This is a genomic window from Enterococcus sp. AMC1157, assembly GCF_058216555.1.
The window spans coordinates 1,127,457-1,153,106 of the sequence record NZ_CM177099.1; the positions used below are offsets into that span (position 1 = coordinate 1,127,457).

The following is a 25,650-nucleotide window of genomic DNA, read 5'->3' on the forward strand; positions in this document are numbered from 1 at the left end:
TAGAAATCATTTATCTCTGAATTTCAGAGCAATTTATACCAAGAAGGAGTTAAAATTTATGACACATACTTTCCCAAAAGATTTTCTCTGGGGAGCTTCGATTAGTGCCCATCAAACAGAGGGAGCTTATCAAGCTGACGGTAAGGGATTAAGCGTTCAAGATACACGCCCAAGAGACAATCATGAAATTACTGATTTTACGGTGGCAGTCGATCACTACCATCGCTACAAAGAAGATATTCGTTTATTAGGAGAACTAGGTATCAAAGTTTTTCGTTTTTCAATTGCTTGGACCCGAATTTTTCCTCAAGGTCGCGGAGAAATCAATCAAACTGGTTTAGCACATTACAGCCAAGTCATTGATGAATGCCTAAAAAATGGGATCGAACCAATGATTACCTTAAACCATTTCGATTTACCTCAAGCCCTGGAAGATGAAGGTGGTTGGACAACACGCAGTACAGTAGACGCCTTTGTTGAATATGCTAAAACCGTGTTTACTGCTTATGGAGATCGAGTTAAAAAATGGCTGACCATCAACGAACCAAATATTATGTTATTGGTTGATAAAAAAATTCTGGGTCACACTATTCCTTTACAAGAGAAATACCAACAATTTCATCATTTAATGATGGCAGAAAAGTATGCTTTTAAATGGTGCCATGAATTGATTGAAGATGGAAAAATTGGACCCGTGCCAAATATTTCTTTGGTCTATCCTGCAACAAGTAAGCCTTTAGACAACCAAGCCGCTTTGTATTTTAACAGTGTACGAAATTGGGCTTACCTTGATTTTTCAGTCTTTGGTCGTTACAATGCCGTGTTTAAAGATTATTTATACAGACAAGGTGTAGAAATTGATTTTGCGCCAGAAGATCAAGAAGTGATGGAAAAGTATTTTCCTGACTTTATTGCGATGAATTTCTATACTACTGTTACTGTGGAAAAACCGGTCAAAAAAGATGGTATGTCTGATGGAATTAGTGATCAACAAAGTGAAGACATTATGGAATGGGGCTTTTACAAAGGTTATACCAATCCCTTCTTACAAAAAAATGAATTCAATTGGACGATTGATCCAGACGGTCTAAAAACAACCTTACAAACCTTGTACGATCGCTACCATCTACCAATTATTATTACTGAAAATGGGTTAGGTGCTCGAGATGAATTGACTACCGACGGACGCATTCATGATAGCTATCGCATTAATTATTTGGAGCAACATATCAGCCAGTGCTTGTCTGCGATTGAAGCAGGTGTTGATTTATTTGGTTACAGTCCTTGGTCAGCAATTGATTTGGTCAGCGTCCATGAAGGAATCAGTAAACGTTATGGTTTTATTTATGTCGATCGTAATGAAACCGACGAAAAAGAATTAGCTCGTTACAAAAAAGATAGCTTTTATTGGTATCAAGAATTAATCAAAACCAATCAGCTACCTTTGAAGAAAGGGTGATAAAAAATGAATCGAATTTTTCAGTTTTTAGAAACCAAGTTGATGCCACCATTAAATAAAATGGCGAATTTACGTTTTATTCGTGCAATTATGCAAGCCGGTGTCATCACTGTTCCTTTTACAATCGTAGGTTCTATCTTTTTGATTATTAACAATTTACCACAAATTATCCCTCCTTTAGCGCCATTTTTTGAGGGAACAATTTTGAAATTTTCTCCTTTATATAGTGTTGTTATCACGATGTCGATTGGTTCGATTGCTATTTTTTATAGCTTGGCAACAGCTTACTATTTAACCGATAGTTATCGTCAAGATGATAATCGCTTGAGTAGTTTTGTCGGGGCTATTTTAGGACTATTTGCCTTCTTACTAACAATTGTCCAAGTAGAAATTAGCGATGGCGGCGCCCAATTGATTCAAGAAACTACCGATACTTCCATGATTTACAATGGGGTGTCAATTGGTGGATGGATTAATCGTTTTGGTGGTGTTGGGATTTTTATTGGTATCATCACAGCCCTAATTGCAACGCAAATTTATCGTTTTTGTATCAAAAAAAATCTAACCATTCATATGCCTGACGGAGTACCTGATGGTGTCAGTAAAGCCTTTGCTTCTTTGATTCCAGCGATTTTAATTGCTTCAGTCATGGTACTGATTAATGGTGTATTGGCCTTTTTCCAAACCGATCTTCATGGTTTATTATCAAAACCTTTTGAATTCGTAAAAGATTTGACTGGTTCATGGTTCGGTATTGTTGTGATTATGTTGTTGATTCATTTACTTTGGGCTGTTGGGGTTCACGGAACGGCTATTATCAAAAATAGCTTTATCAATCCAATTCTTTTGGTGGCTTTAACTGAAAATATTGAAGGTGCCAATAATATTTTTGCCGGTGATTTTATCAATATGTACATCTTTATTGGCGGTGCCGGTAGTACTTTAGGGTTGGTTTTATTGATGATCTTATTTGCAAAATCCGATCAACTAAAAGTTCTTGGTCGTGCAGCACTTTTACCAGGCTTATTTAATATCAATGAACCCGTTATTTTTGGAGCACCAATTGTGTATAATCCTTACCTGATTATTCCTTTTATTATTACACCCATTGTCACTGCTTCGATTGCTTATTTGGCAACTTCTATGAATTTCGTCAGCAAAGTTTTAACAGGTATTCCTTGGATTTCACCTGTTGGAATTGGTGCCTTTCTAGGAACAAGTGGAGATTGGCGTAGTGTGATTCTTGCCTTTGTTAATCTAGCCGTTTCCATGCTGATTTATTATCCATTTTTCAAGATGTATGATGGAAAATTGTATACCGAACAAACGACTTCAAAATAAGAGTTAATTACAAAAAAGGACTGTGACATAAGTAAAAACAAGACAAAAATATCCGAATAAAATAGAATGCATTTCGTTCATTAGAGACGAATTTGCGATTCGGACCAACTGGACCGCAGGTGCAACCTTCTATCTTTCGGATATTTTACTGTTAAACTACTTATGTTACAGTCCCTTTTATGTTTGCAGATTCTTGTAATAATAAATGGCCAATTGTGTACGATCTCTGACTTCTAATTTGTCTAACAATTGACTAATATAATTACGCACCGTCCCCTCACTTAAATACAAGATTTGGGCAATCTCTTTATTGTTTTTCCCCTCAGCAATTTGCTCTAGAATTTCTTGTTCTCGATCAGTTAATTCAATCGTTATTCCTTTCGCCTTTTGGCTTAAAATACTCGATAATTTACCAACAATTTCATTACCAAAAACCGATTGACCTTTATTAACAGCTTTAATTGCTGGAATAATGTCTGCTAAGTTTTGCTTGATGAGATAGCCTTTCACACCAATTTGCAATGCCTCACGAATGTATTCTTCATCAGAAAAAGTAGTCAATAACAAAACGACCGCCTCTAAATCGAAGGAAAAGATTTTTTTTGCTGCATCAATTCCTGTATGCTCTCCCATTCGAATATCCATCAACATAACATCTGGTTGAAATTCCTGATACAGACTGACTGCTTCCTCAGCGGAGTGACCAATCGCAGGTACTCTAATCTCTGAATCAATCTCTAAAATTGTTCGTAAGGATTCTGTCACCAAACGATCATCGTCCACTACAATGACACTAATCATCCAATCCCCTCCCTTTCTTGCATACTATCGTCAAATTTTTGGTAAAATCATCGTCACAGTAAAACCATTATCTGTTTGATTGATGTGAAGCTGACCACCAATTTCTTCCATTCGTTGTTGCATACTCAATAAACCAATCCCTTTTTGACCAACTGATTGCTTAGTCCCATTGTCCACAATTCGACAGCGATAAAAAGCAGGTAAATTGGACTGCTCAATCCTTACTTGAGTTGCATTACTATGTTTCATAATATTTGCCAAAGCTTCACGAATGACCGTCAGAAAAATTTGATTTTCTTTCTCAGACAACTCATCTGAAAAATCACCTTCAATGGTAACTGGACAAAAATGAAAATCTTCAACTAAAAGCTCCAAACCCTTTTTAAATGCCAATGAAGTTTGATGTAAGTCATGGACACTTTCACGAATTCGATTCATTCCTGTATGCACAGTTTCTTTTAATTGAGTTAAAGGTTGTTCTAATTTTTCATCTTGATTAACGACTTCCAATGCTCCTAATTGAATAATTGCACTCGACAATAAATGTCCCACATTATCGTGAATATCTCGAGCAATTCGATTACGTTCCTCGGCAATTTCTAAATTTAACATCATCTCTTGCGACCTTTGTAATTCTTCATTTTTTCTTCGTAGGACTTGTTCTTTTTCCCAACTATCATCTTTTAATTCCAATAACTGATGCGTCATATCTAAATAATTAAACCGTAAATAGCTGAGGTAGACAGTCAATAAGATTAGCACTGCGACTGTTACTTTAACAATCCACAATAAATCTAAGAAAAATATCCCAATTAGCCCAATTGCCGACCACCAAATTGGCACAATCTCATATCGATTAATCACCCACCAAGCTGCTGGCAAAAAATACCCTATTTCCGGAAAAAAAAGACTAACGCCATAAAAAATAATTAACGTTACACTCTTTCCTCTTACACCTTCAATAAATAAGGTGGGAAACATAAAAATGATACTCAATAATAAAAACAACACAAACAGCGGTTGGAAACCTTCTTGAAAGAGCAACAAAAAACTTAAACTTTGTAAAAAAAGATACACAATAAAAAAAGACTGTCTTTCCATCGTTTCCTCCTTATTTCTATTAAAGTATTAAAATTTCTAAAAATCGAAATTTTAGTTCGATTGAAATGCCGTATACCATTCCACTAGCTTAGAGGTCCTAGTAAGTGGAACTGGCATCCTTATTTCTATTTGAAATATAAGCTACTTCGATTTAGAGTAATCAAATTTTCGAAGTACAAAAATTTGAATTTTATTCTCTATACGCATACCATTCCGCTAGCTTGGTGTTCCTGGTGCTACTTCGTCTTAATGTAATCAAATTTTCGAAGTACGAAAATTTGAATCTTATTCTCTATCGCATACCATTCCGCTAGCTTGGTGTTCCTAGCGCTGCTTCGATTCAATGAATTTAAATTTCTGAAAAACGAAATTTAAGTTTGTTCCTCTTCACGCATACCATCTCACTAGCTTGGTGTTCCTAGTGCTACTTCGTCTTAATGTAATCAAATTTTCAAAGTACGAAAATTTGAATCTTATTCTCTCTACGCATACCATTCCGCTAGCTTGGTGTTCCTAGTAAGCGGAACTGGCAAAGTGAGACTGGCAAAGCGGAACTGGCAAAGTAGGACTGGTAATATGACAAATGTCATGTTGCTTTTAGCCAATCGACACTACTATCCATGACTTATTTCTATTATAGTCAGAGTATAAAGAAAAAGAAAAGGAGTTTTTCATTATGGTGATACAAATCGAAAATTTAGTCAAACGCTACAAAGATTTATTGGCTTTGAATCATTTTAATTTAGTAGTTGAAGAAGGAACAATTTTGGGCTTACTTGGTCCTAACGGAAGTGGGAAATCTACTGCTATCCACTGTATGCTTTCCTTATTGAATTACGACAGAGGATCAGTAAAATTGTTTGGCGAAGAAATGTCTCCTACTCGTTTTGATATTAAACGTCGGATTGGGATTGTGCCACAAGAAGTAGCAATTTTCCAAGAATTAAACGTCACTGAAAATATTGACTATTACTGTGGATTATATGTTAGTGATAAAAAATTACGTCAACAGTATGTAGAAGAGGTCATTGAATTAGTCGGATTGGATAAATTTCGAAAATTTTTACCTAATCAATTAAGTGGTGGCTTGAGTCGTCGCCTGAATATCGCTTGCGGTATTTCTCATAAACCTGAACTAATTTTCTTAGATGAGCCAACCGTTGCGGTGGATCCTCAAAGTCGGAATAAAATTTTGAGTAGTATCAAAGAGCTCAATAAGCAAGGAGCAACGATTGTTTATACCACTCACTACATGGAAGAAGTCGAAATTCTTTGTGATCAGATTGTCATTATTGATCAAGGACAAGTTATCGCTAAAGGAACCAAAGAAGAACTAAAAGACATGGTTCGAACAGGTGAAAAATTATTGCTGGAAGTTCCTTCATTCACAGAGACTGCCAAAGAAGATTTAAAAAATATTCCTGGTGTATTAGATGTTGAATACGATCAACTAATCTTAACTTTAAGAGTTGAATCAACCAGAGATAGTTTATTGCCGATTTTGACTTATTTAGAAAATCAACAAATCGCCTATGCTAATCTGCACACCGAAGAAGTCACCTTAAACGATGTCTTTTTGGAAATTACCGGAAAAGAATTACGAGATTAAGCAGCTACTAAACAAACAAGGAGGAGAAAGTTTATGTTTTGGCATTTATTTACCTATCGCTTAAAAATTTTATCAAGAAATCTTTCATTAATTTTCTGGACGATGTTATTTCCTATTCTCTTAGGACTTTTGTTTATGGCAGCATTCGGCAATCTATCATCTCCAATCTCATTAGAAACTTCCCCAATTGCTATCGTAACAAATGGCGAAGACAGTGCAGCATTTGAAGCTATTTTGGAAGAAGTAAAATCTGATGATACTGTGTTGTTTGAAGTCCATCACTTAGAAAAAGCAGAAGCAGATGAACAACTTGCTACCGACGATATTGTCGGCTACTACGAATTTACTGAAGGAGACATTGAATTATTTGTTGGACGTAATCAAATTCCTCAGTCAATTTTATTGGACTTTTTAAATCAATATCTTCAATCACAAGACAAAGTCGAAATTTTGATGGCAGCAGGTCTTTCCTATGAAGAAATCGCCTCAGAATTAAGTCAACAAACCAACTTTATTACCGATCAAGAGCAAGCTCATGCCAATCAAAGTGATTATTTTTTCTACACTTTAATTGGAATGTCTATTATGAACGGTTTAATTTGGGGACTGGGTAACACGAATGACCAGCAAGCCGATCAATCAGCCAACGGCATTCGCGTCTGTCTCTCACCTAGAAAAAAATTTGTTGTCTCTTTAGCCAATTTACTTGCTAGTTTTGTCCTATTTTTCGCACAAACATTGATTATTTTAGCTGTCTTTCACTTTATTTACGGAGTCGAGTTTGGTAATCAGTGGCAATGGCTCTTAGTCCTCGTTGCTTTAGGCGTGCTAAACGCCTTATCTTTAGGCACCTTGTTAGGTAATTTTTCTTCTAAAATTACCTTTGAACAGAAAATTAGTATTGGTTCCACTGTCACGATGATTATGAGTTTCTTAGCCGGAATGATGGGTACCGTTGACTTAAAATTTTGGATTAGCCAAAATTTACCGATTCTGGGACGAATTAATCTAGTCAATTTAATTAGCGAAAGTTTTTTCCAATTATTTTATTATCAGTCACTAACTCCTTTTTATCATAATCTTATATGGTTAGGTGGATTTACTATACTCTTTTTCTTAGCAAATGTTTATTTTGAAAGGAGAGTTTCCTATGAACATTTATAAAACAGTCTTTAAAATTTTACGATCAAATCGAGGAACGTTATTACTTGGTGTAGCAATTACTGCTTTTATTATCTTTGCTCAATCTGGTGCTATCAGTACAGATCATGAAGCACAAGCACGCAAAGCCAATATCACCATTTTATCTGAAGATGATTCCTTGATTACTCGTGAGTTGATTGACTACTTGGAAGAAGAACAGAATGTGGTCAAACTTGCAGATACCTCCGAAAAAGCTTTGGATGATGCTTTGTATTTTGAAGAAATTGCTTATATTTTGACAATTCCTGCTTCTTTCAGCGAGGAATTGTTACAAGGCAATCCTCCCAAATTAGTCGCTCGGACCAGACCAGGAACCTTTTCCAAAGTTCTTGTGGATACATCAATTAATCAATTTTTGAATACTTATTTACTTTTCCAAAGAAATCAACCAGAAGCTTCACCAGAGACAATTTTACAGCAAACAAGAGAAACCTTACAAACAGAAAAAAGTTATCAACTCGATTCGGGATACAACCAACGTGTGAGAAAAAGTGTCGCTGCTCGTTTAGTTAATCTTTTAGCATATGGTTTATTTACAGCTATTTTCTCAGCCTATGGACTAGTCAATGTCTCCTTTAATCGTCCAGTTGTTCGCATGAGAAATAATTGTTCACCCATGTCTCGTCGAAAACTTTCCCGAAAAGTCGGTACTGCTAATCTGCTTTACTCTTTGATATTGACCATCGGGTTTGGTGCTTTTGTCCTATATTTCTCTAAAATACAAGACTTACAGATTCTCGGACTGTTTGTGGTGAATATTCTGGCATTTTTCTTCACCATGATTGCTTTTTCGATAATGGTCACCAATCTAACCAACAATATTGATACCATCAACGGTGTTAGTAATATCTTTATTCTGGGAAGCTGTTTTATCAGTGGTGTGTTTGTTCCGTCAGAGATTCTGCCCGATATTGTCAATCGTATTGCAGCTTTTACACCTTCTTATTGGTTCATTCAAAACAATCAATTGATTGGTGAAAGTCCAAGTTTTGGCAATGATTTTTATCAATCATTTGGTTTGAATCTATTCGTTCTACTTGCTTTCTCTTTGGCTTTTCTAATCGTTCAATTTATTAGTACCAGAGAAAAAAGTTTAGATGTCTTAAATAAAAGTAAACGCACTGCAAGATAAATAAAAAAAATATCCTAGTGATAGACAATTAAATTCTATCACTAGGATATTTTGATTTACTTGATAACCATCACATTACAAGGGGCTTGATTAACTACATAAGAAGTCGTTGATCCGACCAACATCTGCTGAACAGAATCTTTTCCAGTTGATCCCATAATAATCAAATCAATGTCATATCTTGCAGGCAATTCCGTAGCAAGCATTTGTTTAGGAGCACCCATTTCAATAACTACTTCAATATCTTCTACTCCAGCTTCTTGCATTTCGTGAATACGATTGGCAATCATTTCTTCCACACGCACTTTTTCCTCATTTAACAAACCGGTATACGTAGGATCCGTAGTAGAAAATTCAGAGTCATTGATAATCCAAGTTAAAAACACTTTTGACTTATTTCTTTTCGCAATACTCGTCGCTTCCAAATATGCCTTTTCTGACTGAGGAGACCCATCTATTGCAACCAATAGCCGTTTGTATTCCACAAACATTCAAACCGCCTCCTTTAGTTAATTACATCACAATTTAATTCTTGTTTAAAATAATAGCTTAACGGTTAGAATTGATAATTTGGTAGATGAATAGCGTAAATTATCGATTTTTTGTTTTTTAGACAGTCAGGCAAGTTTGTGTTTGATGGTTTTCGAACAGATGTAGGATTTTGTGTACGATTATTTCCGATTTTCGAACAAAAGATAAAGTTTGTGTTTTATTTTCCCAGTTTTTCGAACACAAGACAATCTTTATGTTTCATTTTCCCAGATTTTCAAACACAAGATGATGCTTGTGTTTCATTTTTCAAGTTTTTCGAACACAAGATGATGTTTGTGTTTCATTTTTTCAGATTTTCAAACAAAAGACAATCTTTATGTTTCAATTTTTCAGTTTTTCGAACACAAAAATTTATTTTTATAAACAAAAAAAAGACCAGAAAGCCTAATTTAATAGGTTTTCTAGTCTCATCATCTTTAAATAAGATTATTTTACAGTTACAGTAGCTCCAACTTCTTCTAGAGAAGCTTTTAATGCTTCAGCGTCTTCTTTAGAAACGCCTTCTTTAACTGGTGCAGGAGCGCCGTCAACTACAGCTTTAGCTTCTTTCAAGCCTAGGCCAGTTGCTTCACGAACTGCTTTGATAACTTTAACTTTTGAATCACCAACAGCTGTTAATTCAACTGTGAATTCAGTTTGTTCTTCAGCAGCATCACCAGCACCACCAGCAGCTACAGCTACAGGAGCAGCAGCAGATACGCCAAATTCTTCTTCGATAGCTTTAACTAAGTCGTTTAATTCTAAGATTGTCGCGCCTTTTAGCTCTTCGACAATGTTTTCAATGTTCAATGCCATTTTTGTTTTCCTCCATATAATAGGTAATTTTTTAGTTTTTGTTATTTACGATACGTGTATCATGCGGCAATTAAGCTGCATCTCCGTCTTTTTCTGCCACTGCATTGATAGCGTAAGCCACGTTGCGGACTGGCGCTTGAAGTACAGATAAAAGCATAGATAGTAAGCCTTCGCGGTTTGGTAGTTTTGCCAAAGCAATAACTTCCTCCAATGAAGAAACTTTACCTTCAATGATACCGCCTTTGATTTCCAATGCTTTAGCATCTTTAGCGAAATCGTTGATGATTTTCGCAGGTGCTACTACATCTTCATTACTGAATGCTACTGCTGTCGGGCCAGTGAATACTTCACCCATGCCTTCCAAACCAGCTGCTTCAGCTGCACGTGAAAGAATAGAGTTTTTGATAACTTTCATTTCCACGCCTGCTTCACGCAATTGTTTACGTAAACGAGTAACTTCATCAACTGTTAATCCACGGTAGTCAACGACTACTACAGATGCAGCTTCTTTGAACTTAGCACTTACTTCTTCAACAATTGCAGCTTTTTTAGCGATAGTTGCTTCACTCATTATTAAAATTCACCTCCTGGTTTTGATGGAAGAGTTCTTTTGTCAAAAGACAGAAAAAAACTCTATGCCACCGTAGACATAGAGGGACAATTGAAGTTTCTCAATAAATGTCCTCGGTAGGAATTATGACGAATGTCACCTACTGTCTTCGGTACAGTTAATTATTTAACCTCAAACACCTTACCATAAGAAAGGTGTTTGAGTCAATAATTTTTGTATATTTTTTCTATTTAATTAGAAAGAAGCTGAATCTACATGAACACCAGGACCAAATGTTGTAGTCACTGTAATGTTTTTCATGTAAGTACCTTTAGCAGCTGATGGTTTAGCTTTCACTAATACATCATGAATAGTTTTAAAGTTTTCAACTAATTTTTCGTTGTCAAATGATACTTTACCGATTGGAACATGTACGTTTCCGTTACGGTCAACACGGTAAGTTACTTTACCAGCTTTAACTTCTTCAATCGCTTTAGTAACGTCCATTGTTACAGTACCAGTTTTAGGGTTAGGCATTAAACCTTTTGGTCCTAAAACGCGTCCTAGTTTACCAACTTCAGCCATCATATCAGGTGTTGCTACAACGACGTCAAAGTCGAACCAGCCACCTTGAATTTTTTTAGCTAAGTCGCCTTCACCTACGTAATCAGCGCCAGCAGCTTCTGCTTCTTTCGCTTTTTCACCTTTAGCAAATACTAAAACTTTTTGAGTTTTACCAGTTCCGTTTGGTAGTACCACTGCACCACGGATTTGTTGATCCGCTTTTTTAGGGTCTACATTTAGACGGTAAGCAACTTCAACAGTTGCGTCGAATTTTGCAATATTTGTTTCTTTTGCTAATGCTACAGCTTCTTCAAGAGCGTACGCTTGGTTAGCATCAACTTTTTTTAATGCATCTTGCATTTTTTTGCTTTTTTTAGCCATTTTTGTGTTTCCTCCTTGATGTGGTTATAACGGTAGAACCTCCCACGTGTTCTATATCTTTCAATACAGATCCGACTGAGAAGCTACTTCCTTGGGTCAGCAGAAATTATTCTACAGTGATTCCCATGCTTCGTGCAGTACCTTCGACCATGCGCATTGCTGCTTCAACGTCAGCTGCGTTTAGGTCTTCCATTTTCAACTCAGCGATTTCTTTTACTTGATCGCTAGTTACTTTAGCAACTTTAGTTTTGTTTGGTTCGCCTGAACCTTTTTCAATTTTTGCAGCTTTTTTCAATAATACTGCTGCTGGTGGTGTTTTTGTAACGAATGTGAATGAACGGTCTTCGTATACAGAAATCACTACAGGAATGATTAAACCTGCTTGTTCAGCTGTACGAGCGTTGAATTCTTTTGTGAATCCCATAATGTTAACACCCGCTTGACCTAATGCAGGACCTACTGGTGGAGCTGGTGTTGCTTTACCTGCAGGAATTTGCAATTTAACGATTTTTTCTACTTTTTTTGCCACGAGACATACCTCCTTGAGTCCGTGATGTGGTTAATTGGAGATCAAAATTTCTCCTCCCACTTGTTACCTGCGCACAAAAACAACATGTTTTATGCACACTGGAATATTATAGCAGAATCAAAAATTAATTCAAGTATTTTTGCTCTGTTTTTTATTCTTTTTGAAAATTAGCAGCACTAATGACAATTAAACAAGAAAATAAAAAAATCCTTTCTCTAACTTATACAAAAAAAGAATTTGTAAGTGACCAGCCTGATTTGCTTTACATCAGTTTCAAACCTTTCAGTATTCAACTCTTAGTGTCTTTGTTACTTAATCAGTGTTGTCAGCAGCCGATGAGACTGAGGCTCTCGGTGGTCTCAAACGAACCATCACCAATCAAAAAACTGACCTTCGCTAAGAAGATCAGTTCTACTATTTACGATTGTTTAGCTAAAATTTCTTTAGTTAAGCGTTTGGCTGTTGGGGTAACGGCTAAGCCACCTTCTGCTGTTTCACGGAATATCGCGGGCATTTGACGTCCTACTTGATACATCGCTTCGACTACTTCATCCGGTGGAATCACACTAGAAATACCTGCCAATGCCATATCAGCAGAAATGAAGGCTTGTGAAGAACCTAGAGCATTACGTTTCACACAAGGTACTTCCACTAGACCGGCCACTGGATCACAAATTAATCCCATCATATTCTTTAGGGTAATGGCAACCGCTTGAGCGGATTGGTAAGCACTGCCGCCCTTAGCTGCAACTAACGCCGCTGATGCCATCGCACTAGCCGAACCTACTTCGGCTTGGCAACCACCTTCTGCACCAGAAATTGACGCATTGTTTGCCATCACTAGCCCAAAAGCTCCAGCGGTAAATAAAAAGTCTAGCTGTTCTTCTCGTGATAGATTTAAAGTTTCACGACAAGCCATCAACACACCGGGAACGACTCCGGCACTTCCGGCGGTTGGCGTGGCACAAATCAAGCCCATTTTTGCATTGACTTCATTTACAGCAATTGCATTCCGAACCGCATTTAAGATCGTTTTTCCACTTAAAAAGTCCCCCGCTGCAATATAATCATTCATTTTAGGAGAATCTCCACCTGTCAGACCAGTTACAGAAGTGACTCCTGCAATCCCGTCTTCCACTGAGCGCTCCATTACTTGTAAATTGCGTTCCATCAATTCGAAAATCTGTTCTCGTGTTCGCCCAGTCAATTCGATTTCTGTCGCAATCATTAATTCAGAAACTGAGGAATATTCTTCAGTCTGTTGAACCAATTCTTCTATTGAATAAAACATTATTTCCACCTCATTCTAAGGAATTCAAGCCTTTATAAAAACATTGAGTAACATTCGTATTTATCCAAAATAAGAAGCACTATGGATAGAATCCAATGTATTAATCTGTTCCAAAATCTCTGCGTTACGATCATCTACTTCAATAATCATAATGGCTTTTTCCCCTTTGGACTCACGAGTAACCGTCATTGTACTAATATTAATGTTAGCATCTGAAAGTAAATTACTCACTTTTGCAATCATTCCAGGCACGTCTTGGTGCACAATAATAAACGTCGGCACACCTAATGAAAGCGAAAGTTTAAAGCCATTCAGTTCGGAAATTTGAATATTTCCACCACCGATTGATTTACCAGTCACCGTTAATTTTCGGTCACCTTTAGTAATTTTTAATTGCACCATATTGGGATGTTCTGCTTTTTCTTGTTTTGGAACAAACAAAACTTCCATGCCATTTTCATGGGCAATTTTTAAAGAGTCTGGCAAACGTGGATCATCTGGTTCCATGCCCAAAAGTCCTGCAACCAAAGCAATATCGGTTCCATGTCCGCGATAGGTTTTGGCAAAAGATTCGTAGAGATAAATATCTACTGTATCAGGTTGTTCCCCAAAAATTTTGCGGACAACTTTCCCAATTCTAGCAGCTCCTGCTGTATGAGAGCTACTTGGGCCAACCATTACTGGTCCAATAATGTCAAAAACACTCCGATATTTTAATTGATCCATCTTCATTCCTCATTCACTTTTTATATATTTGTTGCTATTTGCAACAAGAATTACTTAGGAAAAACATCCGTTGGAATCGCTGAACGATACGTTTGTTTTCCTAAAGTTTTTTGATGTTCTAATTTTGCTTGTTCTACTAATTCTGGCTGAGTTAACAAGTCATATGCCGTTGTAGCAATCATTTTTCCTGCTGACAAGAGACCCTTGTGAGCAATCTCTAATTTTCCGTTAGCTACCCATTGCCATGAATATGGCGGTGTTCCTTGAGGTTCACAGCCAATTAAAACTTGTGCAGTTGGACAAATCCAACTTACATCACCTACATCTGTCGAACCATTTGTTGCATCCGAAAAGACTAGTGGAGCAACCTGCTCAGAAATCGGCAACGTACCTAAATGCTGAATTTCTTCTTCAGAAAGTGAGTGACCAATTGCGGCTGCACGGTTAATTAAACCTTCCTTAGCTTCCGATGTTAACGTTTCGAAATAACGACTGCCATAAGCTTGTTCCTCATCTGTTAAATCCAGAGAACCATAGGCTGTTAAATTTTCATACATGGCAGAAGTTGTTACATGGTTCGGCAGGAAATTATAACATGCTGAGTCGAATTCTATCATCAATTCTGTCTCAGTCATCAAAGCTGCCACCTGACTTAAGTTTGCCAAGGCATCATATTCTGCTAAAATACCAATCACTGGCTTACCACTTCCTTAAGTTGCAACAAAAGCATGCTCCATATGAGCCACACCTTTTTCAATTGAAAAGCCTTCTTCTAATATACGATAAAAAGGTTGCACCGATTGTTCCACTGCAAAACGCGTCTCAGGAGTTTCCCAAATTTCATCTGCAGCATCTGTAAATTTTTTCGCTTTTGCATCGATCATTGCAAAAATCCTTTGTTTTTCTTCCATCTGACCCTACCCGTTTTTTTAGTTTATTCAAAGATCATTTTCTTCCAAAAATATACTCCCTTAAATTTTAATCTTCTACTATTATACAAGAAAATAATTGAATTACTGCAAAAAAGATTTTTTACGAAGAAAGTTAAGTTATCTAATGACATTTTTGTTATTCTTCAATAGAAAGCTTAAATTCTATTGAAAACTTCTGATTTTTCTGAAAATCATCTTCTTTTCATTGCCATAGTATGTGAAACATCCAGAACAAAGCTCCGAAAATTGTTTACACTTTAATTTCAGCCAAACACTTTTGGATATGGAGAGACACAACTATACTGTTTGGTCCTCTTTTTCTTATTGTTCGGGATGATTTTTGGCGATTTTCGTCCATTTAGCACTGTTTTTGCCGTTTTTTAGTACATAACTCAGCAATATTCAGCGCTTTACACCTTTTTTCACCGATTTTGGTGCAATACTCGGCACTTTGCACCTTTTTCCACTAGTTTTGGTGCAATACTTGGCACTTTGCACCTTTTTCTACCAGTTTTGGTGCAATACTCGGCACTTTGCACCTTTCTTCACCGATTTTGGTGCAATACTCGGCACTTTGCACCTTTTTCTACCAGTTTTGGTGCAATACTCAGCGCTTTGCACCTTTTTCTACCGATTTTGGTGCAATACTCAGCGCTTTGCACCTTTTTATACCAGTTTTGGTGCAATACTCGGCACTTTGCACCTTTTTCCACTAGTTTTGGTGCAATACTTGGCACTTTGCACCTTTTTCTACCAGTTTTGGTGCAATACTCAGCGCTTTGCACCTTTTTTCACCGATTTTGGTGCAATACTCGGCACTTTGCACCTTTTTCCACTAGTTTTGGTGCAATACTCGGCACTTTGCACCTTTTTCCACTAGTTTTGGTGCAATACTTGGCACTTTGCACCTTTTTCTACCAGTTTTGGTGCAATACTATGAACTTTATCCCTTTGAAAACTTATACTAAAAAAAAGAGACAGCCCGCTAAAAATCCAGCGTTCTATCTCTTTAAAAAGTTTATTAATCAATTTTGTCAACTTGTTCGAAATCTAGTTCAGTACTTGTTTCACGACCAAACATATCGATATTTACTTTCAGTTTTTCTTTCTCACCGTCTACTTCAGTCACTTGGCCTTCAAGACCAGAAAAAGCACCTTCGATGATTTTAACTGTTTCACCAACTTCTACTTTTAATTCTACTGTACGAGTACTCATACCTAGTGAACGTAAAATAGAGTTGATTTCATCTTGTAATAGTGGTGCTGGTTTGCTTCCTGCACCATGAGAACCGACAAATCCAGTTACTCCAGGAGTATTACGAACAACATACCAAGACTCATCTGTCATTGTCATTTCCACTAATACATAACCTGGGAATGTTTTATGCACGATTTCTTTTTCTTTCCCATTTTTTACTTCTGTTTCTGTCTCTTCTGGTACAACAACACGGAAAATAAAATCACCCATTCCCATGCTTTGAGCACGAGATTCAATATTTGCTTTTACACGATTTTCATAGCCAGAATACGTATGTAGGACATACCAACTTTTTTCAAAAGACTCCATTCTTTTGTCTCCTCTATTCATTAAATTGAATCTCTTCATTCAAGGCGAGATTCGGCCTTTTTTTTACATTTTAAGAATAATAAAAAAACCTCAGTCTGCCCGAAGTTTTTTCCACAAGGTTATTATAGCACCATTTAGGTGATTTCGCTAGTCCGAGATTTAGAGCTTATTTTAAAATCCAGTTAAATACAGTTTGAATTCCTGTATCCATCAAATAAAATAAAGCTGCAAAAATCAATGACGTTTCAATAACAACGATAACATCACGACGCAATTGTTTGCCACTCGGCCAAGTTACTTTTTTCATTTCATCTTTTACACTTGCGATAAATTTCATGGGAGATCCTCCTTTAAGAGTCGTTCATTCATTCAGAGTGAGACTTTTATTTAGTCTCTCTATGTAATGTATATTGATTACAGTATTTACAGAATTTATTTATTTCTAAACGTTCGCCTTTTTTTCCTTCGCTCACTGATTTTGAGTAGTTACGTGAACCACACACAGAACAAGCCAAAGCAGCTTTTTTAACAGCCATTTCTTTGCCCCCTGATGGAATCTAGATTCCATTTATTTCATATGAAGTTACGTTACCATGATTTTAGAAACCTGTCAATTCCCTAGTCAGTTTTACGATATTTTATGTTATTATAGAATTACCGAAATAAATATTAAATTTTATACATTTGGGGGAGTAAATATATGTTACTAAAAACCATGGTTTATAAGAAAAAAGATTTAACTACTGTTAAAGAAACAAATACGCTGGAAGAAGCGTTAGCTATTTTAGAAGAATCTGGTTTTCGTTGTGTTCCTATTCTAGATGAATCATCGAAAATATTCCGCGGAAATATCTATAAAATGCATATTTACCGTCATAAATCTAACGGTGGTGATATGACGTTACCTGTAACGCATCTGCTAAAAAATGCCACAAAATTTATTCATGCGAGAGACTCTTTCTTTAATGTCTTCTTTTCAATCAAAGAATTACCCTACATCGCAGTTTTAGATGAAAACAATCAATTTTACGGAATTTTGACTCACAGCTCATTATTAAATATGTTGGCTCAATCTTGGAACATCGATACAGGAAGTTATGTTTTAACGGTTGCTTCTACTGGAAATCAAGGCGATTTAGCGACTATCACTAAAATCATTGCTAAACTTACAAATATTGCCAGCTGTATTACTTTAGATGTCGGTAAAGATGAATTTATTCGTCGGACATTAATTACTTTGCCAAAAGGAACAACCGAAGAATTACGTGACAAAGTGATTGCTCAACTAGAGAACAAACATTATAAAGTCGTTGAAATTGAAGAGTTAAATTAATAAAAAAGAGGCTACAACATAAGCGTAAGTAGAATATCCCAACTTTATTCGTTCAGATATTTTACTCTTAGCTTATGTCGTAGCCTTTTTCTAATAAGTTGCTTCTAATTCTTGAATGTGTTGATAAAAATCTTCGTTAATCGGGATAGCAATTTGATGTTTTTTTGCTATTTGTCGCAAAGTTCCTGAGAATAACATCACTTCAGAATAACGTTTTGCATCTGCATCTTGTTTCATCGAAGGTGTCCCCTCGGCACGCAAAGTATTTAGAACAGGTATCCAGTAGTCTATCTCTGATTCATCTAGTGGAATGTTTTCTGCTTTTGCTACTGCTAATACTTCTTTCATGGCACCCAACATTGCTTCACGACTAGCTCCTTCACTCTGCAAACCACCATAGTCCGTATCAAAAACCAAAGAAGCTTGATTCACTCCACAATTAAACATAAATTTACTCCACATTTTTACATGCATATCCGCAGGTGTTTCATAAGCGATCCCAACACTATCAAAAAAGTCAGTCAACGCTTTTACTCTAGGAGTTGGTGCTTGGTTTTCTTCTCCTACCCGTAAAATCCCCATCGTTTGATAATCAATTTGATTGCCTTCACGAACGGCATCCATGCCTTGCGCCACACAATAAATGACTTTTTCTTTGCCAAAAGCCTCAGCTAAAAGTCGTTCACTGATAATGCCATTTAATAGTGTAAAAATCATTGTATTAGGCCCAACGATTTTTTTTACTGATTCAATGGCCGCATTCAATCCACTATATTTTGTACCAATAATTACCACGTCTACCGGTTCTGATTCTTCCTCTGGTGTCATATAATCAAAATCGCAGGCTTTCCCATTGATATAGATGCCTTCTTTTTTATAACGTTCCATTCGTTCTGAATCTAAAATCACTCGAAAATCTCCTTTGAAATTTTCTTGGATTTTTTGACTGAACATTGCCCCTAAAGCGCCTAAACCAATTAACCGTACCTTTTTAATTTTCATATTGTCTTTGCCCCCTTTTTAGTAGTATACTCAATAATTTACTCTGAGAAAACTATTATTTCTATTGACTTTCTCCCCTAAGAAACCTAAAATGATAGCTGTTGTAAAATGAAGTGTCCATTTTACACTCCGCGGTTCATCAACCATCCCGCGTAATCAAAACTCGGAGAAAGAAGGTATTAAATATGGAAAACAAAAACAATTCGCTACGAACACTGGTAGCAAACGCAATTATCATGGGCTTATATGTTGTTTTAAGTCTGGTACTCCCTTTTTCATCAGGAGCCATTCAATTTAGACTATCAGAAAGCTTAAATCACTTAGTCGTCTTCAATCGTAAGTTAATGTGGGGCGTCATTGGCGGAGTAGTCATCTTCAATTTATTTTTTGGTTTTGGTATTCTCGATGTCGTTTTCGGAGGAGCACAAACACTTTTAGCACTGGCAGCTACAGCTTTCTTGCATGATCGTGTGAAAAATGTGAAAGTTCGTATGGGCTTAAACATCTTGTTCTTTACAGCAAGTATGTTTATGATTGCGATTATGCTGAATATCACGGCAGATCTTCCTTTCTGGCCAACTTATGGAACAACTGCCTTGAGTGAACTAATTATTATGACCATCTCTGCACCAGTTATGTACTATATCGATAGTAAAATTAACTTTGCAGAAAAAGTATAATTGACAAAAATCCCCGAGAAGCCTAACTTCTCGAGGATTTTTTCATTTATTAATATAAAATTTTAGCCGTGGATTTTGTTTATCCCCGTCTCTAAATAATTAACTAGCTTTTAAGTAAACTGCATCGGATTTTTTTCTAACTGTATTATTCTCACTGGAAGTTTTTTTCTGTTGAAACTTACGTTGTTGATTACGTCGTCTTAAAGTATACATAAACATCGAAAAGCTATAACTTACAAATAAAATAGCTTGCAATATAAAAAAGGTTTTTCTAAGAAAATAAAACAGTTCAAATTCTAACACATTCTGTAAAAGAAACTGTATAGCAAATAAAATACTTGATAAGCCAATGAAATGGTAATACTTCATAAAGTTAGCATCCTCCTAAACATAAGAGGATTATAACAGAATCTTATAAGTTTCGTAATTAATTCGCTCATTTGATTGTTATTTTTTAGTTAAACATGTAAATAAAAACTTCCAGTCCTATCGTTCAAAAAAGAAACTTCTTGCAAGAAACCGCTTTGAGACTCCCATGATTAATTTGAGGAGTCTCAAAGTTTTCGGCGTTCAAACATATTATAAAGTAAGTAAAAAATTACTACTTTCTACAATATGTAATTCATCCTTATTACTACCTTGCGATAAGTTTTTTTCACAACTGGACTTCCAATTTTTGTCATTTATTCGTTTTAATTTTATAAACTAGCAGCTGATTTAAAAGAGAGGTAGTAACAGAGACTGGAGGAACACAAGGAGAAAGTTTCTTGTCGTGAGCTAAAGATCTGAGTGAATTACACTGACCTAGTGCGACTAGCACTTAGTCAGCGTTGAACGTCAACAGCCTAAGAGACTCTGACAATAGGCTCGTAGCAATCTCGCACAACAAAAAAATTTTGGAGCTTTGTTCTGGAAGTTTCCAACATGTTACTATTCACAGCAAACTTGATGCTTCACTGTGAGAGAGGCTTGCTTAGGTCAGCCCGGAACCGCTCCAAGCCTGTAGTCTTGGAGCTTTCAAGCTTCTCACGCACAGTAACCAATCAATTGGCAACTGTGCGTTGTTCACATTGAATTCTTGACGTGGCGACAACACAAGCCTCTCTCAACGTTTACGCTGTAGGTTGATTGATAAGCGGTACCTATTGAACTCATTTCTGTCATTATTTTTAATGTACGTAATCACCTATTTAACCTACAGAAATGTTGAAAGCTATCTAGCGTAACGGAACAACGAAAGCTGCGCTGTCACCGTGAAAAGGAGTCAATGTGAATTACTGTCACTTAGCGCAGCGAATAGTGACAGTTTGAAGCTTGACAGACTGGAGACTAAAGGCTCCAGTTGGTCCCACGGTCGACAAAAGCAGACTTCGTTGTGTAGTGTAGCCTATGGATTAAAAAAGTAACTGTGAATAGTAACTCCAACACAATAAAAAAATTATCCTCTGAATGAAAACGCTTGCAATTAATGTGGAAGTATGGTATAAAATAAGTGTAAGGGGTCATAGGAATTCCCAGTAAGGTAGCCGAAGTAGGAGCTACTCAAAAAGAATTGTTGTGAATCTTAGAAAAACCGTAAAGGAAGTGGGAATTTGAGAATCTCCTTACTAATTGAATAAGAATCCGATGAGTTTACACAGACAGAAGTGGACATAAGAACCTTCTAATGTGCATCACACTTAATCTATGAAACAACTGTAGATTTTTGAAAACCTCTCTCATCGGATTCTATTTTTTTGTCCAAATTTTTTTGTTCTTTAAGAACCACGAGTAAACTTCTTTTAATGCGTTTATTTCCATATACTAATGAAAATTTCTTTTTTCGCACTTCAATTCGTTCCATGTTATAATAGCAATCAGTAAAAAAATCGGGAGAATTTTAACAATGAAATTTCATTATCATGTATTGATAAATCAAGCTGCTGGTGGCGGAAATGGTAAAAAAGCCAGCCAGAAAATTATCCATCTTCTTAATAAAAATAACTTTCCCTATACAACTTATTTCACAGAGTATCCTAATCATGAACTAGAGCTTGTTGAAGAATTAGCCGAGGACGTTCTGATTCCTTGGGAAGACGAGAATACAGATACTTATCCACTTTTATTAGTAATTGGTGGTGATGGCACTTTACATCAGATTATTAGCCAACTTAAAAAAATGCAAAAAGAACTGCCTATCGCTTATATACCAGCTGGTTCAGGAAATGATTTTGCCAGAGGAGTCGGTCTGTCTAGAGAGCCAGAAAAAGCTTTTTGGCAAATGTTTAAAACACAAAAACCTCAAGCGATTAACATCTTAACTTATAATGAACAGGTTAGTGAGCAAAAAGGAATTAGTGTTAATAATATCGGTATTGGTTTGGATGCTGCGATAGTCAATCGCGTTAATCAATCCGTCACCAAAGAAAAACTGCGCAAATTTAATTTAGGTTCTTTGTCTTATATTGCCACCGTTTTGTCGGTTTTATTTAAACAAAAAGGATTTCCAATCTTAGTCGAAGCTAATGGAAAAAAATTTAATTATGATAAAGCTTTCTTGTGTACTGCCAATAACCACCCCTATTTTGGTGGTGGCGTAGCAATCGCACCCTCGGCAAATATTGCTCAAAAGAAAATGAATTTCATTGTTGTCGAAAGAATTCCACTTTATAAAATTTTGTGGTTAATCTTATTACTTTTACAAAAAAAACAAGAGAAATCAAAATACTTCCATCAAATTGAAACAAACAAATTACGAATTGTTTCCACCACTGCTCAATTTGCTCAAGCCGATGGTGAGGAATTAGGTGATGGTGCCTACGACATTGTCTATGCCATGGATCAGCAATTATTTTGGTTGTAAATACAAATATCCGAATGATAAAAGAGCTACTTCATTAGAAGGAAGCTACTTTCTATCATTCGGATATTTGTTATTTTCCACTTAATTGAAAATCATAAGGTGATACATTTTCCATCCCAATCATCGGATCTATCAAACTGTTTTTAACCATTTCAACAGTCAAATAATCTGGAAGGTCATTGTTCTCAATGATTTCTTCTGAAAACAAGGAGGTTTGGGTTTCTTCCTCGACTGTTTTTTCGACTTTTTTCTCAGAAATAGCCTCTTGCATGCTATCCGTTGTTTCTGCTTCAAATGCTTCCTCGGCTTCTTCAAACTGATCAATTTTTTCTTTTTGACTGAGAGAAAGCTGATCCACACCTAAGATTCGTTGTTGCAAAGTCGTGTTTCGTAAATTCGATTCTTGTTCTACACACTGTTGATAAGCATTCGGTTCACCAAATAAAATCAGTTTTTCTTTACTTCGTGTGATGGCTGTATAAAGTAAATTCCGTTGTAACATTCGCCGATGATAACTTAACATCGGCATTAAAACCATTCGAAATTCGCTCCCTTGTGCCTTATGAATCGTACAACAATAAGCCAAGGTAATTTGATGCCATTCGCTTCGTTTATAAGTGACTTCATTGGCATCAAATTGAATCACCAATTCATCTTGTTTGTCCTCAGAATCCTTGGCATAAATAATACCAACAATCATCCCCATGTCACCATTAAAAACATTTTCTTCTGGTGAATTGACTAATTGTAGGACTTTATCCCCAATTCGATAGACTTCATCCTTGCCGACAACCTCTTTGTTGGTCCCCATCGGATTCGGATTAAAAATCTCTTGCATCGTTTTGTTTAATTCATTGACCCCACCAGGTCCGCGATACATTGGAGATAACACTTGAATATCTTGGGCGGTAAATCCAGATTCTTTCGCTTTTTGAGCAACCTGCCTTATACCAGCTTGTACGGTTTGTTCATTCCTTGGAATAAAGGAACGGTCGCTTTGTTTTTGTAAAAAATCTTTAGGTAAATGACCATTTTTAATCTCATGAGCCAAGGAAATAATGGTGGAATCATTGCCTTGACGATAAATTTTCGTTAACTCTTGTTTAGGAATTTCCTCAATACTCAATAAATCATGCAAGACTTGTCCTGGACCGACAGAAGGTAGCTGATCTTTATCCCCTACAAAAATAATTTGCATATTTGTAGAAATAGCTTTTAACAAAGTATTGGCTAACCAAGTATCCACCATCGACATTTCATCGACAATTAACAAGCCACCCTCTAATTCTTTGGGTGACATCGCCACACTTTTTTCTCGTCCATTCAAACCAAGTAGACGATGAATTGTACCACTGGGTAAGCCCGTCGTTTCATTCATACGTTTGGCTGCTCGACCCGTGGGAGCGGCTAATAAAATTGGAAAAGTTTCATCAGTATATTTACTCGGATCTAAGTCCACTTCATTTAACTCCGCAAATAATTGGACAATCCCGTTAATAATTGTTGTTTTTCCGGTCCCAGGTCCACCAGTTAAAATAAAAAACGGCGAACGAATAGCTTCACGAATAGCAACTTCTTGAGAGTCTCCATAAAGTATCCCTAATTTTTTTTCAATCTTGCGAATCACTTTATCGACTTGCTTTTCTGGATAATTGATTTCTTTTTTCCGTTGCATCAAACGTTGAATAGAAGTCGCAATTCCCCATTCCGCAAAATATAAACTATTTTCATAAAGATTTGTGCCTTCTTGTTGAATCTTGCCCTCTTCAACCAACTCAATCATCACATCAGCAAGTTGATCTGGACGGATTTCAACTGGACGACTCGTTTCCAATAAATCAATCGTTTGACTCAATAAAATTTTCGCTGGAATAAAAGTATCACCAGAATTAGCTGAATGGGCAAATATCTGATGTAAAATAGCTGCTCTCATTCGTTTGGGGGAAGTGGCTCCAATACCAATTCTTTCAGCAATATCATCGGCTTTTTTTAAGCCAATTCCTTCGATATCTTCAACTAATTGGTAGGGATTTTCTTCAATGATTTCCAAAGCTTCACTCTTGTACATTTGATAAATATCAAATGATAATTTACTTCCAAAACCATAACGTCCCAAACCAACAATAATTTGATCCATGCCGTAATTTAAACGAATGGTTTCTAACATCATTTGTTGTTTTTTTTCAGTTAATGTGGGTATTTGCTTTAAAAGACTTGGATCTTCCAACATCCGATCAATCGCTGATTCTCCCAATAAATCAACAATTTTTTCAGCAGTCTTTTTCCCAATTCCTGGAAATTTTTCACTGGATAAATAATTAATAATTCCATTTTCTGACGTTGGTTGTTCTTTTTGATACGTCTCACAGTTAAACTGCTCGCCATACTTCGCATGACTCCCCATCTGTCCAAAGAACCGATAGCTTTCGCCTTCTTGAATATCACCAAAACTTCCTGTAATTTTCATTTCCTCTTCTTTAAAGTCGGTATTCGTTTCTTGGACCTTAACACTTAAGACCTTATAAAAAGTGCTTGGACTTTGAAAAATAATATGGACCAACTCGCCTGAAACAAATAATTGCTCTGGAAACACACTTCTCCCCCCTTTCCTTGTCTTTTTGTTTTACTCAGTTAAAAAATCAAGACAATTCCATTTGACTAAGTCGTAAGGTAAACTTTTGTCTCTAGTTTCCAAGATCGTTAAACTATTATTGGCTAAGCCCCCCATTGAGCGCAAATCAGCCAATTCTTTTCCTAATAAATATTGAATCGCTGCTGTCATTGAACTTCCATGTCCAACAAACAAAAGCGGTCCATCATGTTTGGAAACCGCTTGTTGAATAGATTTCATCATGCGACGCAACATTATATCCGTCGCCTCTCCTTTAAATTCAGAAGGATCATAGAGATGTAGATGATGTTGACGATTAGTTAAGGCTTGTTCATACAGCTTGTAACTTTCGACAATGCTTTTTCCCTCTAAGTCACCATAACCCATTTCTCGCAAATCCTGATCCAAGAAAATATCTACAGGTCGAGAAAGTTTTTTACTAATCTCTTCCGCCGTCACTCGGGCACGCTTTTGAGTACTAGCATAAATCGCTTGAAAAGGAATTTCCTTTAGATGATTTCCTAATAATTGAATTTCTTTATAACTCCTTGGCAACAAGGGAGAATCTCCGTGCATTCCTTGAAAGCGACCGGCTTCATTCCATTCTGTTTTTCCGTGTCTAGTAAAATAAAGTTTCAATTATTTAACT

Annotated in this window: 26 protein-coding genes and 1 other annotated feature; of the genes, 8 read left to right on the forward strand and 18 right to left on the reverse strand. The window is 36.4% G+C overall.

Features of this window, described 5'->3' with window-relative positions:
- Positions 1–58 precede the first annotated feature (58 nt).
- Both AC4BBX_RS05545 and celB read left to right on the forward strand, forming a co-directional pair.
- A complete protein-coding gene (locus tag AC4BBX_RS05545; protein WP_490455448.1) occupies positions 59–1,459 on the forward strand; it encodes a glycoside hydrolase family 1 protein in 1,401 nt (466 codons plus the stop codon).
- A gap of 6 nt (positions 1,460–1,465) precedes the next feature.
- Positions 1,466–2,800 carry a PTS cellobiose transporter subunit IIC gene (gene celB / locus AC4BBX_RS05550; RefSeq protein ID WP_490455449.1) on the forward strand — a complete coding sequence of 445 codons (1,335 nt, stop codon included), beginning with the start codon at positions 1,466–1,468 and terminating at the stop codon, positions 2,798–2,800.
- A 177-nt stretch (positions 2,801–2,977) separates the two neighbouring features.
- Here celB and AC4BBX_RS05555 read toward each other — a convergent pair whose 3' ends face one another.
- Both AC4BBX_RS05555 and AC4BBX_RS05560 read right to left on the reverse strand, forming a co-directional pair.
- Positions 2,978–3,601, reverse strand: a complete 624-nt coding sequence (locus AC4BBX_RS05555; protein WP_490455450.1) for a response regulator transcription factor — start codon at positions 3,599–3,601, stop codon at positions 2,978–2,980.
- A 30-nt stretch (positions 3,602–3,631) separates the two neighbouring features.
- Positions 3,632–4,702 carry a sensor histidine kinase gene (locus tag AC4BBX_RS05560; protein ID WP_490455451.1) on the reverse strand — a complete coding sequence of 357 codons (1,071 nt, stop codon included), beginning with the start codon at positions 4,700–4,702 and terminating at the stop codon, positions 3,632–3,634.
- A gap of 676 nt (positions 4,703–5,378) precedes the next feature.
- Here AC4BBX_RS05560 and AC4BBX_RS05565 point away from each other — a divergent pair.
- Genes AC4BBX_RS05565 through AC4BBX_RS05575 form a run of 3 tightly spaced genes read left to right on the forward strand, consistent with a single transcriptional unit; the run spans position 5,379 to position 8,646 of the window.
- Complete coding sequence (locus AC4BBX_RS05565) at positions 5,379–6,311, forward strand: ABC transporter ATP-binding protein (protein ID WP_490455452.1); 933 nt, start codon at positions 5,379–5,381, stop codon at positions 6,309–6,311.
- A 33-nt stretch (positions 6,312–6,344) separates the two neighbouring features.
- Positions 6,345–7,475 (forward strand): ABC transporter permease, encoded by a 1,131-nt coding sequence (locus AC4BBX_RS05570; RefSeq protein WP_490455453.1) that lies wholly within the window; start codon positions 6,345–6,347, stop codon positions 7,473–7,475.
- The gene (locus AC4BBX_RS05575; RefSeq protein WP_490455454.1) at positions 7,462–8,646 is read left to right on the forward strand and encodes an ABC transporter permease; all 1,185 of its coding nucleotides are present in this window, start codon (positions 7,462–7,464) and stop codon (positions 8,644–8,646) included. Before AC4BBX_RS05570 ends, AC4BBX_RS05575 begins: the two co-directional genes overlap by 14 nt.
- A 56-nt stretch (positions 8,647–8,702) precedes the next feature.
- Here AC4BBX_RS05575 and AC4BBX_RS05580 read toward each other — a convergent pair whose 3' ends face one another.
- The 12 genes from AC4BBX_RS05580 to rpmG all read right to left on the reverse strand — a co-directional run bounded on the left by AC4BBX_RS05580 (position 8,703) and on the right by rpmG (position 17,069).
- Positions 8,703–9,137, reverse strand: coding sequence for a universal stress protein (locus AC4BBX_RS05580; protein ID WP_490455455.1), 435 nt, complete (start codon positions 9,135–9,137; stop codon positions 8,703–8,705).
- Between the two features lie 487 nt (positions 9,138–9,624).
- Positions 9,625–9,993 carry a 50S ribosomal protein L7/L12 gene (rplL, locus tag AC4BBX_RS05585; protein WP_490455456.1) on the reverse strand — a complete coding sequence of 123 codons (369 nt, stop codon included), beginning with the start codon at positions 9,991–9,993 and terminating at the stop codon, positions 9,625–9,627.
- 70 nt (positions 9,994–10,063) lie between these two features.
- Positions 10,064–10,564 carry a 50S ribosomal protein L10 gene (gene rplJ, locus AC4BBX_RS05590; RefSeq protein WP_490455457.1) on the reverse strand — a complete coding sequence of 167 codons (501 nt, stop codon included), beginning with the start codon at positions 10,562–10,564 and terminating at the stop codon, positions 10,064–10,066.
- A 44-nt stretch (positions 10,565–10,608) separates the two neighbouring features.
- Positions 10,609–10,734 (reverse strand) — a sequence feature (ribosomal protein L10 leader region).
- A 64-nt stretch (positions 10,735–10,798) separates the two neighbouring features.
- Positions 10,799–11,488, reverse strand: a complete 690-nt coding sequence (rplA, locus tag AC4BBX_RS05595; protein WP_490455458.1) for a 50S ribosomal protein L1 — start codon at positions 11,486–11,488, stop codon at positions 10,799–10,801.
- A 106-nt stretch (positions 11,489–11,594) separates the two neighbouring features.
- On the reverse strand, positions 11,595–12,017 hold the full coding sequence (gene rplK, locus AC4BBX_RS05600; protein WP_490455459.1) for a 50S ribosomal protein L11: 423 nt from the start codon (positions 12,015–12,017) through the stop codon (positions 11,595–11,597).
- Positions 12,018–12,435: 418 nt separating this feature from the next.
- Positions 12,436–13,308 (reverse strand): L-serine ammonia-lyase, iron-sulfur-dependent, subunit alpha, encoded by an 873-nt coding sequence (gene sdaAA / locus AC4BBX_RS05605; RefSeq protein WP_490455460.1) that lies wholly within the window; start codon positions 13,306–13,308, stop codon positions 12,436–12,438.
- Between the two features lie 60 nt (positions 13,309–13,368).
- Positions 13,369–14,034, reverse strand: coding sequence for an L-serine ammonia-lyase, iron-sulfur-dependent subunit beta (gene sdaAB, locus AC4BBX_RS05610; RefSeq protein ID WP_490455461.1), 666 nt, complete (start codon positions 14,032–14,034; stop codon positions 13,369–13,371).
- A 50-nt stretch (positions 14,035–14,084) separates the two neighbouring features.
- Positions 14,085–14,729: a zinc-binding metallopeptidase family protein gene (locus tag AC4BBX_RS05615; RefSeq protein ID WP_490455462.1), complete on the reverse strand. Its 645-nt coding sequence runs from the start codon at positions 14,727–14,729 to the stop codon at positions 14,085–14,087.
- A gap of 15 nt (positions 14,730–14,744) precedes the next feature.
- Positions 14,745–14,945: a hypothetical protein gene (locus AC4BBX_RS05620; protein WP_490455463.1), complete on the reverse strand. Its 201-nt coding sequence runs from the start codon at positions 14,943–14,945 to the stop codon at positions 14,745–14,747.
- Positions 14,946–15,987: 1,042 nt separating this feature from the next.
- Positions 15,988–16,533, reverse strand: coding sequence for a transcription termination/antitermination protein NusG (nusG, locus tag AC4BBX_RS05625; RefSeq protein WP_490455464.1), 546 nt, complete (start codon positions 16,531–16,533; stop codon positions 15,988–15,990).
- Positions 16,534–16,699: 166 nt separating this feature from the next.
- Positions 16,700–16,870, reverse strand: a complete 171-nt coding sequence (gene secE, locus AC4BBX_RS05630; RefSeq protein ID WP_490455465.1) for a preprotein translocase subunit SecE — start codon at positions 16,868–16,870, stop codon at positions 16,700–16,702.
- A gap of 46 nt (positions 16,871–16,916) precedes the next feature.
- Positions 16,917–17,069 carry a 50S ribosomal protein L33 gene (gene rpmG, locus AC4BBX_RS05635; protein ID WP_490455466.1) on the reverse strand — a complete coding sequence of 51 codons (153 nt, stop codon included), beginning with the start codon at positions 17,067–17,069 and terminating at the stop codon, positions 16,917–16,919.
- A gap of 164 nt (positions 17,070–17,233) precedes the next feature.
- Here rpmG and cbpA point away from each other — a divergent pair, with 164 nt between their 5' ends.
- Positions 17,234–17,866, forward strand: coding sequence for a cyclic di-AMP binding protein CbpA (gene cbpA / locus AC4BBX_RS05640; RefSeq protein WP_490455467.1), 633 nt, complete (start codon positions 17,234–17,236; stop codon positions 17,864–17,866).
- A gap of 90 nt (positions 17,867–17,956) precedes the next feature.
- Here the strand turns inward: cbpA and AC4BBX_RS05645 are convergent, their stop codons facing one another.
- Positions 17,957–18,868: a ketopantoate reductase family protein gene (locus tag AC4BBX_RS05645; protein WP_490455468.1), complete on the reverse strand. Its 912-nt coding sequence runs from the start codon at positions 18,866–18,868 to the stop codon at positions 17,957–17,959.
- A 185-nt stretch (positions 18,869–19,053) separates the two neighbouring features.
- Here AC4BBX_RS05645 and AC4BBX_RS05650 point away from each other — a divergent pair, with 185 nt between their 5' ends.
- Positions 19,054–19,548 (forward strand): QueT transporter family protein, encoded by a 495-nt coding sequence (locus tag AC4BBX_RS05650; protein ID WP_490455469.1) that lies wholly within the window; start codon positions 19,054–19,056, stop codon positions 19,546–19,548.
- A 99-nt stretch (positions 19,549–19,647) separates the two neighbouring features.
- Here AC4BBX_RS05650 and AC4BBX_RS05655 read toward each other — a convergent pair whose 3' ends face one another.
- Positions 19,648–19,917, reverse strand: coding sequence for a hypothetical protein (locus tag AC4BBX_RS05655; RefSeq protein ID WP_490455470.1), 270 nt, complete (start codon positions 19,915–19,917; stop codon positions 19,648–19,650).
- A gap of 1,516 nt (positions 19,918–21,433) precedes the next feature.
- Between AC4BBX_RS05655 and AC4BBX_RS05660 the strand changes: the two genes are divergently transcribed.
- The gene (locus AC4BBX_RS05660; protein ID WP_490455471.1) at positions 21,434–22,390 is read left to right on the forward strand and encodes a diacylglycerol/lipid kinase family protein; all 957 of its coding nucleotides are present in this window, start codon (positions 21,434–21,436) and stop codon (positions 22,388–22,390) included.
- Positions 22,391–22,460: 70 nt separating this feature from the next.
- Here AC4BBX_RS05660 and recD2 read toward each other — a convergent pair whose 3' ends face one another.
- Positions 22,461–24,983: an SF1B family DNA helicase RecD2 gene (gene recD2, locus AC4BBX_RS05665; protein WP_490455472.1), complete on the reverse strand. Its 2,523-nt coding sequence runs from the start codon at positions 24,981–24,983 to the stop codon at positions 22,461–22,463.
- A gap of 30 nt (positions 24,984–25,013) precedes the next feature.
- Entirely contained in the window at positions 25,014–25,640 is a 627-nt protein-coding gene (locus AC4BBX_RS05670) for a histidine phosphatase family protein (protein WP_490455473.1), read from the reverse strand.
- Positions 25,641–25,650 lie beyond the last annotated feature (10 nt).

Bases quoted from the DNA above. Each gene is read 5' to 3' on its own strand.
- AC4BBX_RS05545 (WP_490455448.1), top strand. From the start codon at position 59: ATGACACATACTTTCCCAAAAGATTTTCTCTGGGGAGCTTCGATTAGT.
- celB (WP_490455449.1), top strand. From the start codon at position 1,466: ATGAATCGAATTTTTCAGTTTTTAGAAACCAAGTTGATGCCACCATTA.
- AC4BBX_RS05555 (WP_490455450.1), bottom strand. From the start codon at position 3,601: ATGATTAGTGTCATTGTAGTGGACGATGATCGTTTGGTGACAGAATCC.
- AC4BBX_RS05560 (WP_490455451.1), bottom strand. From the start codon at position 4,702: ATGGAAAGACAGTCTTTTTTTATTGTGTATCTTTTTTTACAAAGTTTA.
- AC4BBX_RS05565 (WP_490455452.1), top strand. From the start codon at position 5,379: ATGGTGATACAAATCGAAAATTTAGTCAAACGCTACAAAGATTTATTG.
- AC4BBX_RS05570 (WP_490455453.1), top strand. From the start codon at position 6,345: ATGTTTTGGCATTTATTTACCTATCGCTTAAAAATTTTATCAAGAAAT.
- AC4BBX_RS05575 (WP_490455454.1), top strand. From the start codon at position 7,462: ATGAACATTTATAAAACAGTCTTTAAAATTTTACGATCAAATCGAGGA.
- AC4BBX_RS05580 (WP_490455455.1), bottom strand. From the start codon at position 9,137: ATGTTTGTGGAATACAAACGGCTATTGGTTGCAATAGATGGGTCTCCT.
- rplL (WP_490455456.1), bottom strand. From the start codon at position 9,993: ATGGCATTGAACATTGAAAACATTGTCGAAGAGCTAAAAGGCGCGACA.
- rplJ (WP_490455457.1), bottom strand. From the start codon at position 10,564: ATGAGTGAAGCAACTATCGCTAAAAAAGCTGCAATTGTTGAAGAAGTA.
- rplA (WP_490455458.1), bottom strand. From the start codon at position 11,488: ATGGCTAAAAAAAGCAAAAAAATGCAAGATGCATTAAAAAAAGTTGAT.
- sdaAA (WP_490455460.1), bottom strand. From the start codon at position 13,308: ATGTTTTATTCAATAGAAGAATTGGTTCAACAGACTGAAGAATATTCC.
- sdaAB (WP_490455461.1), bottom strand. From the start codon at position 14,034: ATGGATCAATTAAAATATCGGAGTGTTTTTGACATTATTGGACCAGTA.
- AC4BBX_RS05620 (WP_490455463.1), bottom strand. From the start codon at position 14,945: ATGGAAGAAAAACAAAGGATTTTTGCAATGATCGATGCAAAAGCGAAA.
- nusG (WP_490455464.1), bottom strand. From the start codon at position 16,533: ATGGAGTCTTTTGAAAAAAGTTGGTATGTCCTACATACGTATTCTGGC.
- secE (WP_490455465.1), bottom strand. From the start codon at position 16,870: ATGAAATTTATCGCAAGTGTAAAAGATGAAATGAAAAAAGTAACTTGG.
- rpmG (WP_490455466.1), bottom strand. From the start codon at position 17,069: ATGGCTGTTAAAAAAGCTGCTTTGGCTTGTTCTGTGTGTGGTTCACGT.
- cbpA (WP_490455467.1), top strand. From the start codon at position 17,234: ATGTTACTAAAAACCATGGTTTATAAGAAAAAAGATTTAACTACTGTT.
- AC4BBX_RS05645 (WP_490455468.1), bottom strand. From the start codon at position 18,868: ATGAAAATTAAAAAGGTACGGTTAATTGGTTTAGGCGCTTTAGGGGCA.
- AC4BBX_RS05650 (WP_490455469.1), top strand. From the start codon at position 19,054: ATGGAAAACAAAAACAATTCGCTACGAACACTGGTAGCAAACGCAATT.
- AC4BBX_RS05655 (WP_490455470.1), bottom strand. From the start codon at position 19,917: ATGAAGTATTACCATTTCATTGGCTTATCAAGTATTTTATTTGCTATA.
- AC4BBX_RS05660 (WP_490455471.1), top strand. From the start codon at position 21,434: ATGAAATTTCATTATCATGTATTGATAAATCAAGCTGCTGGTGGCGGA.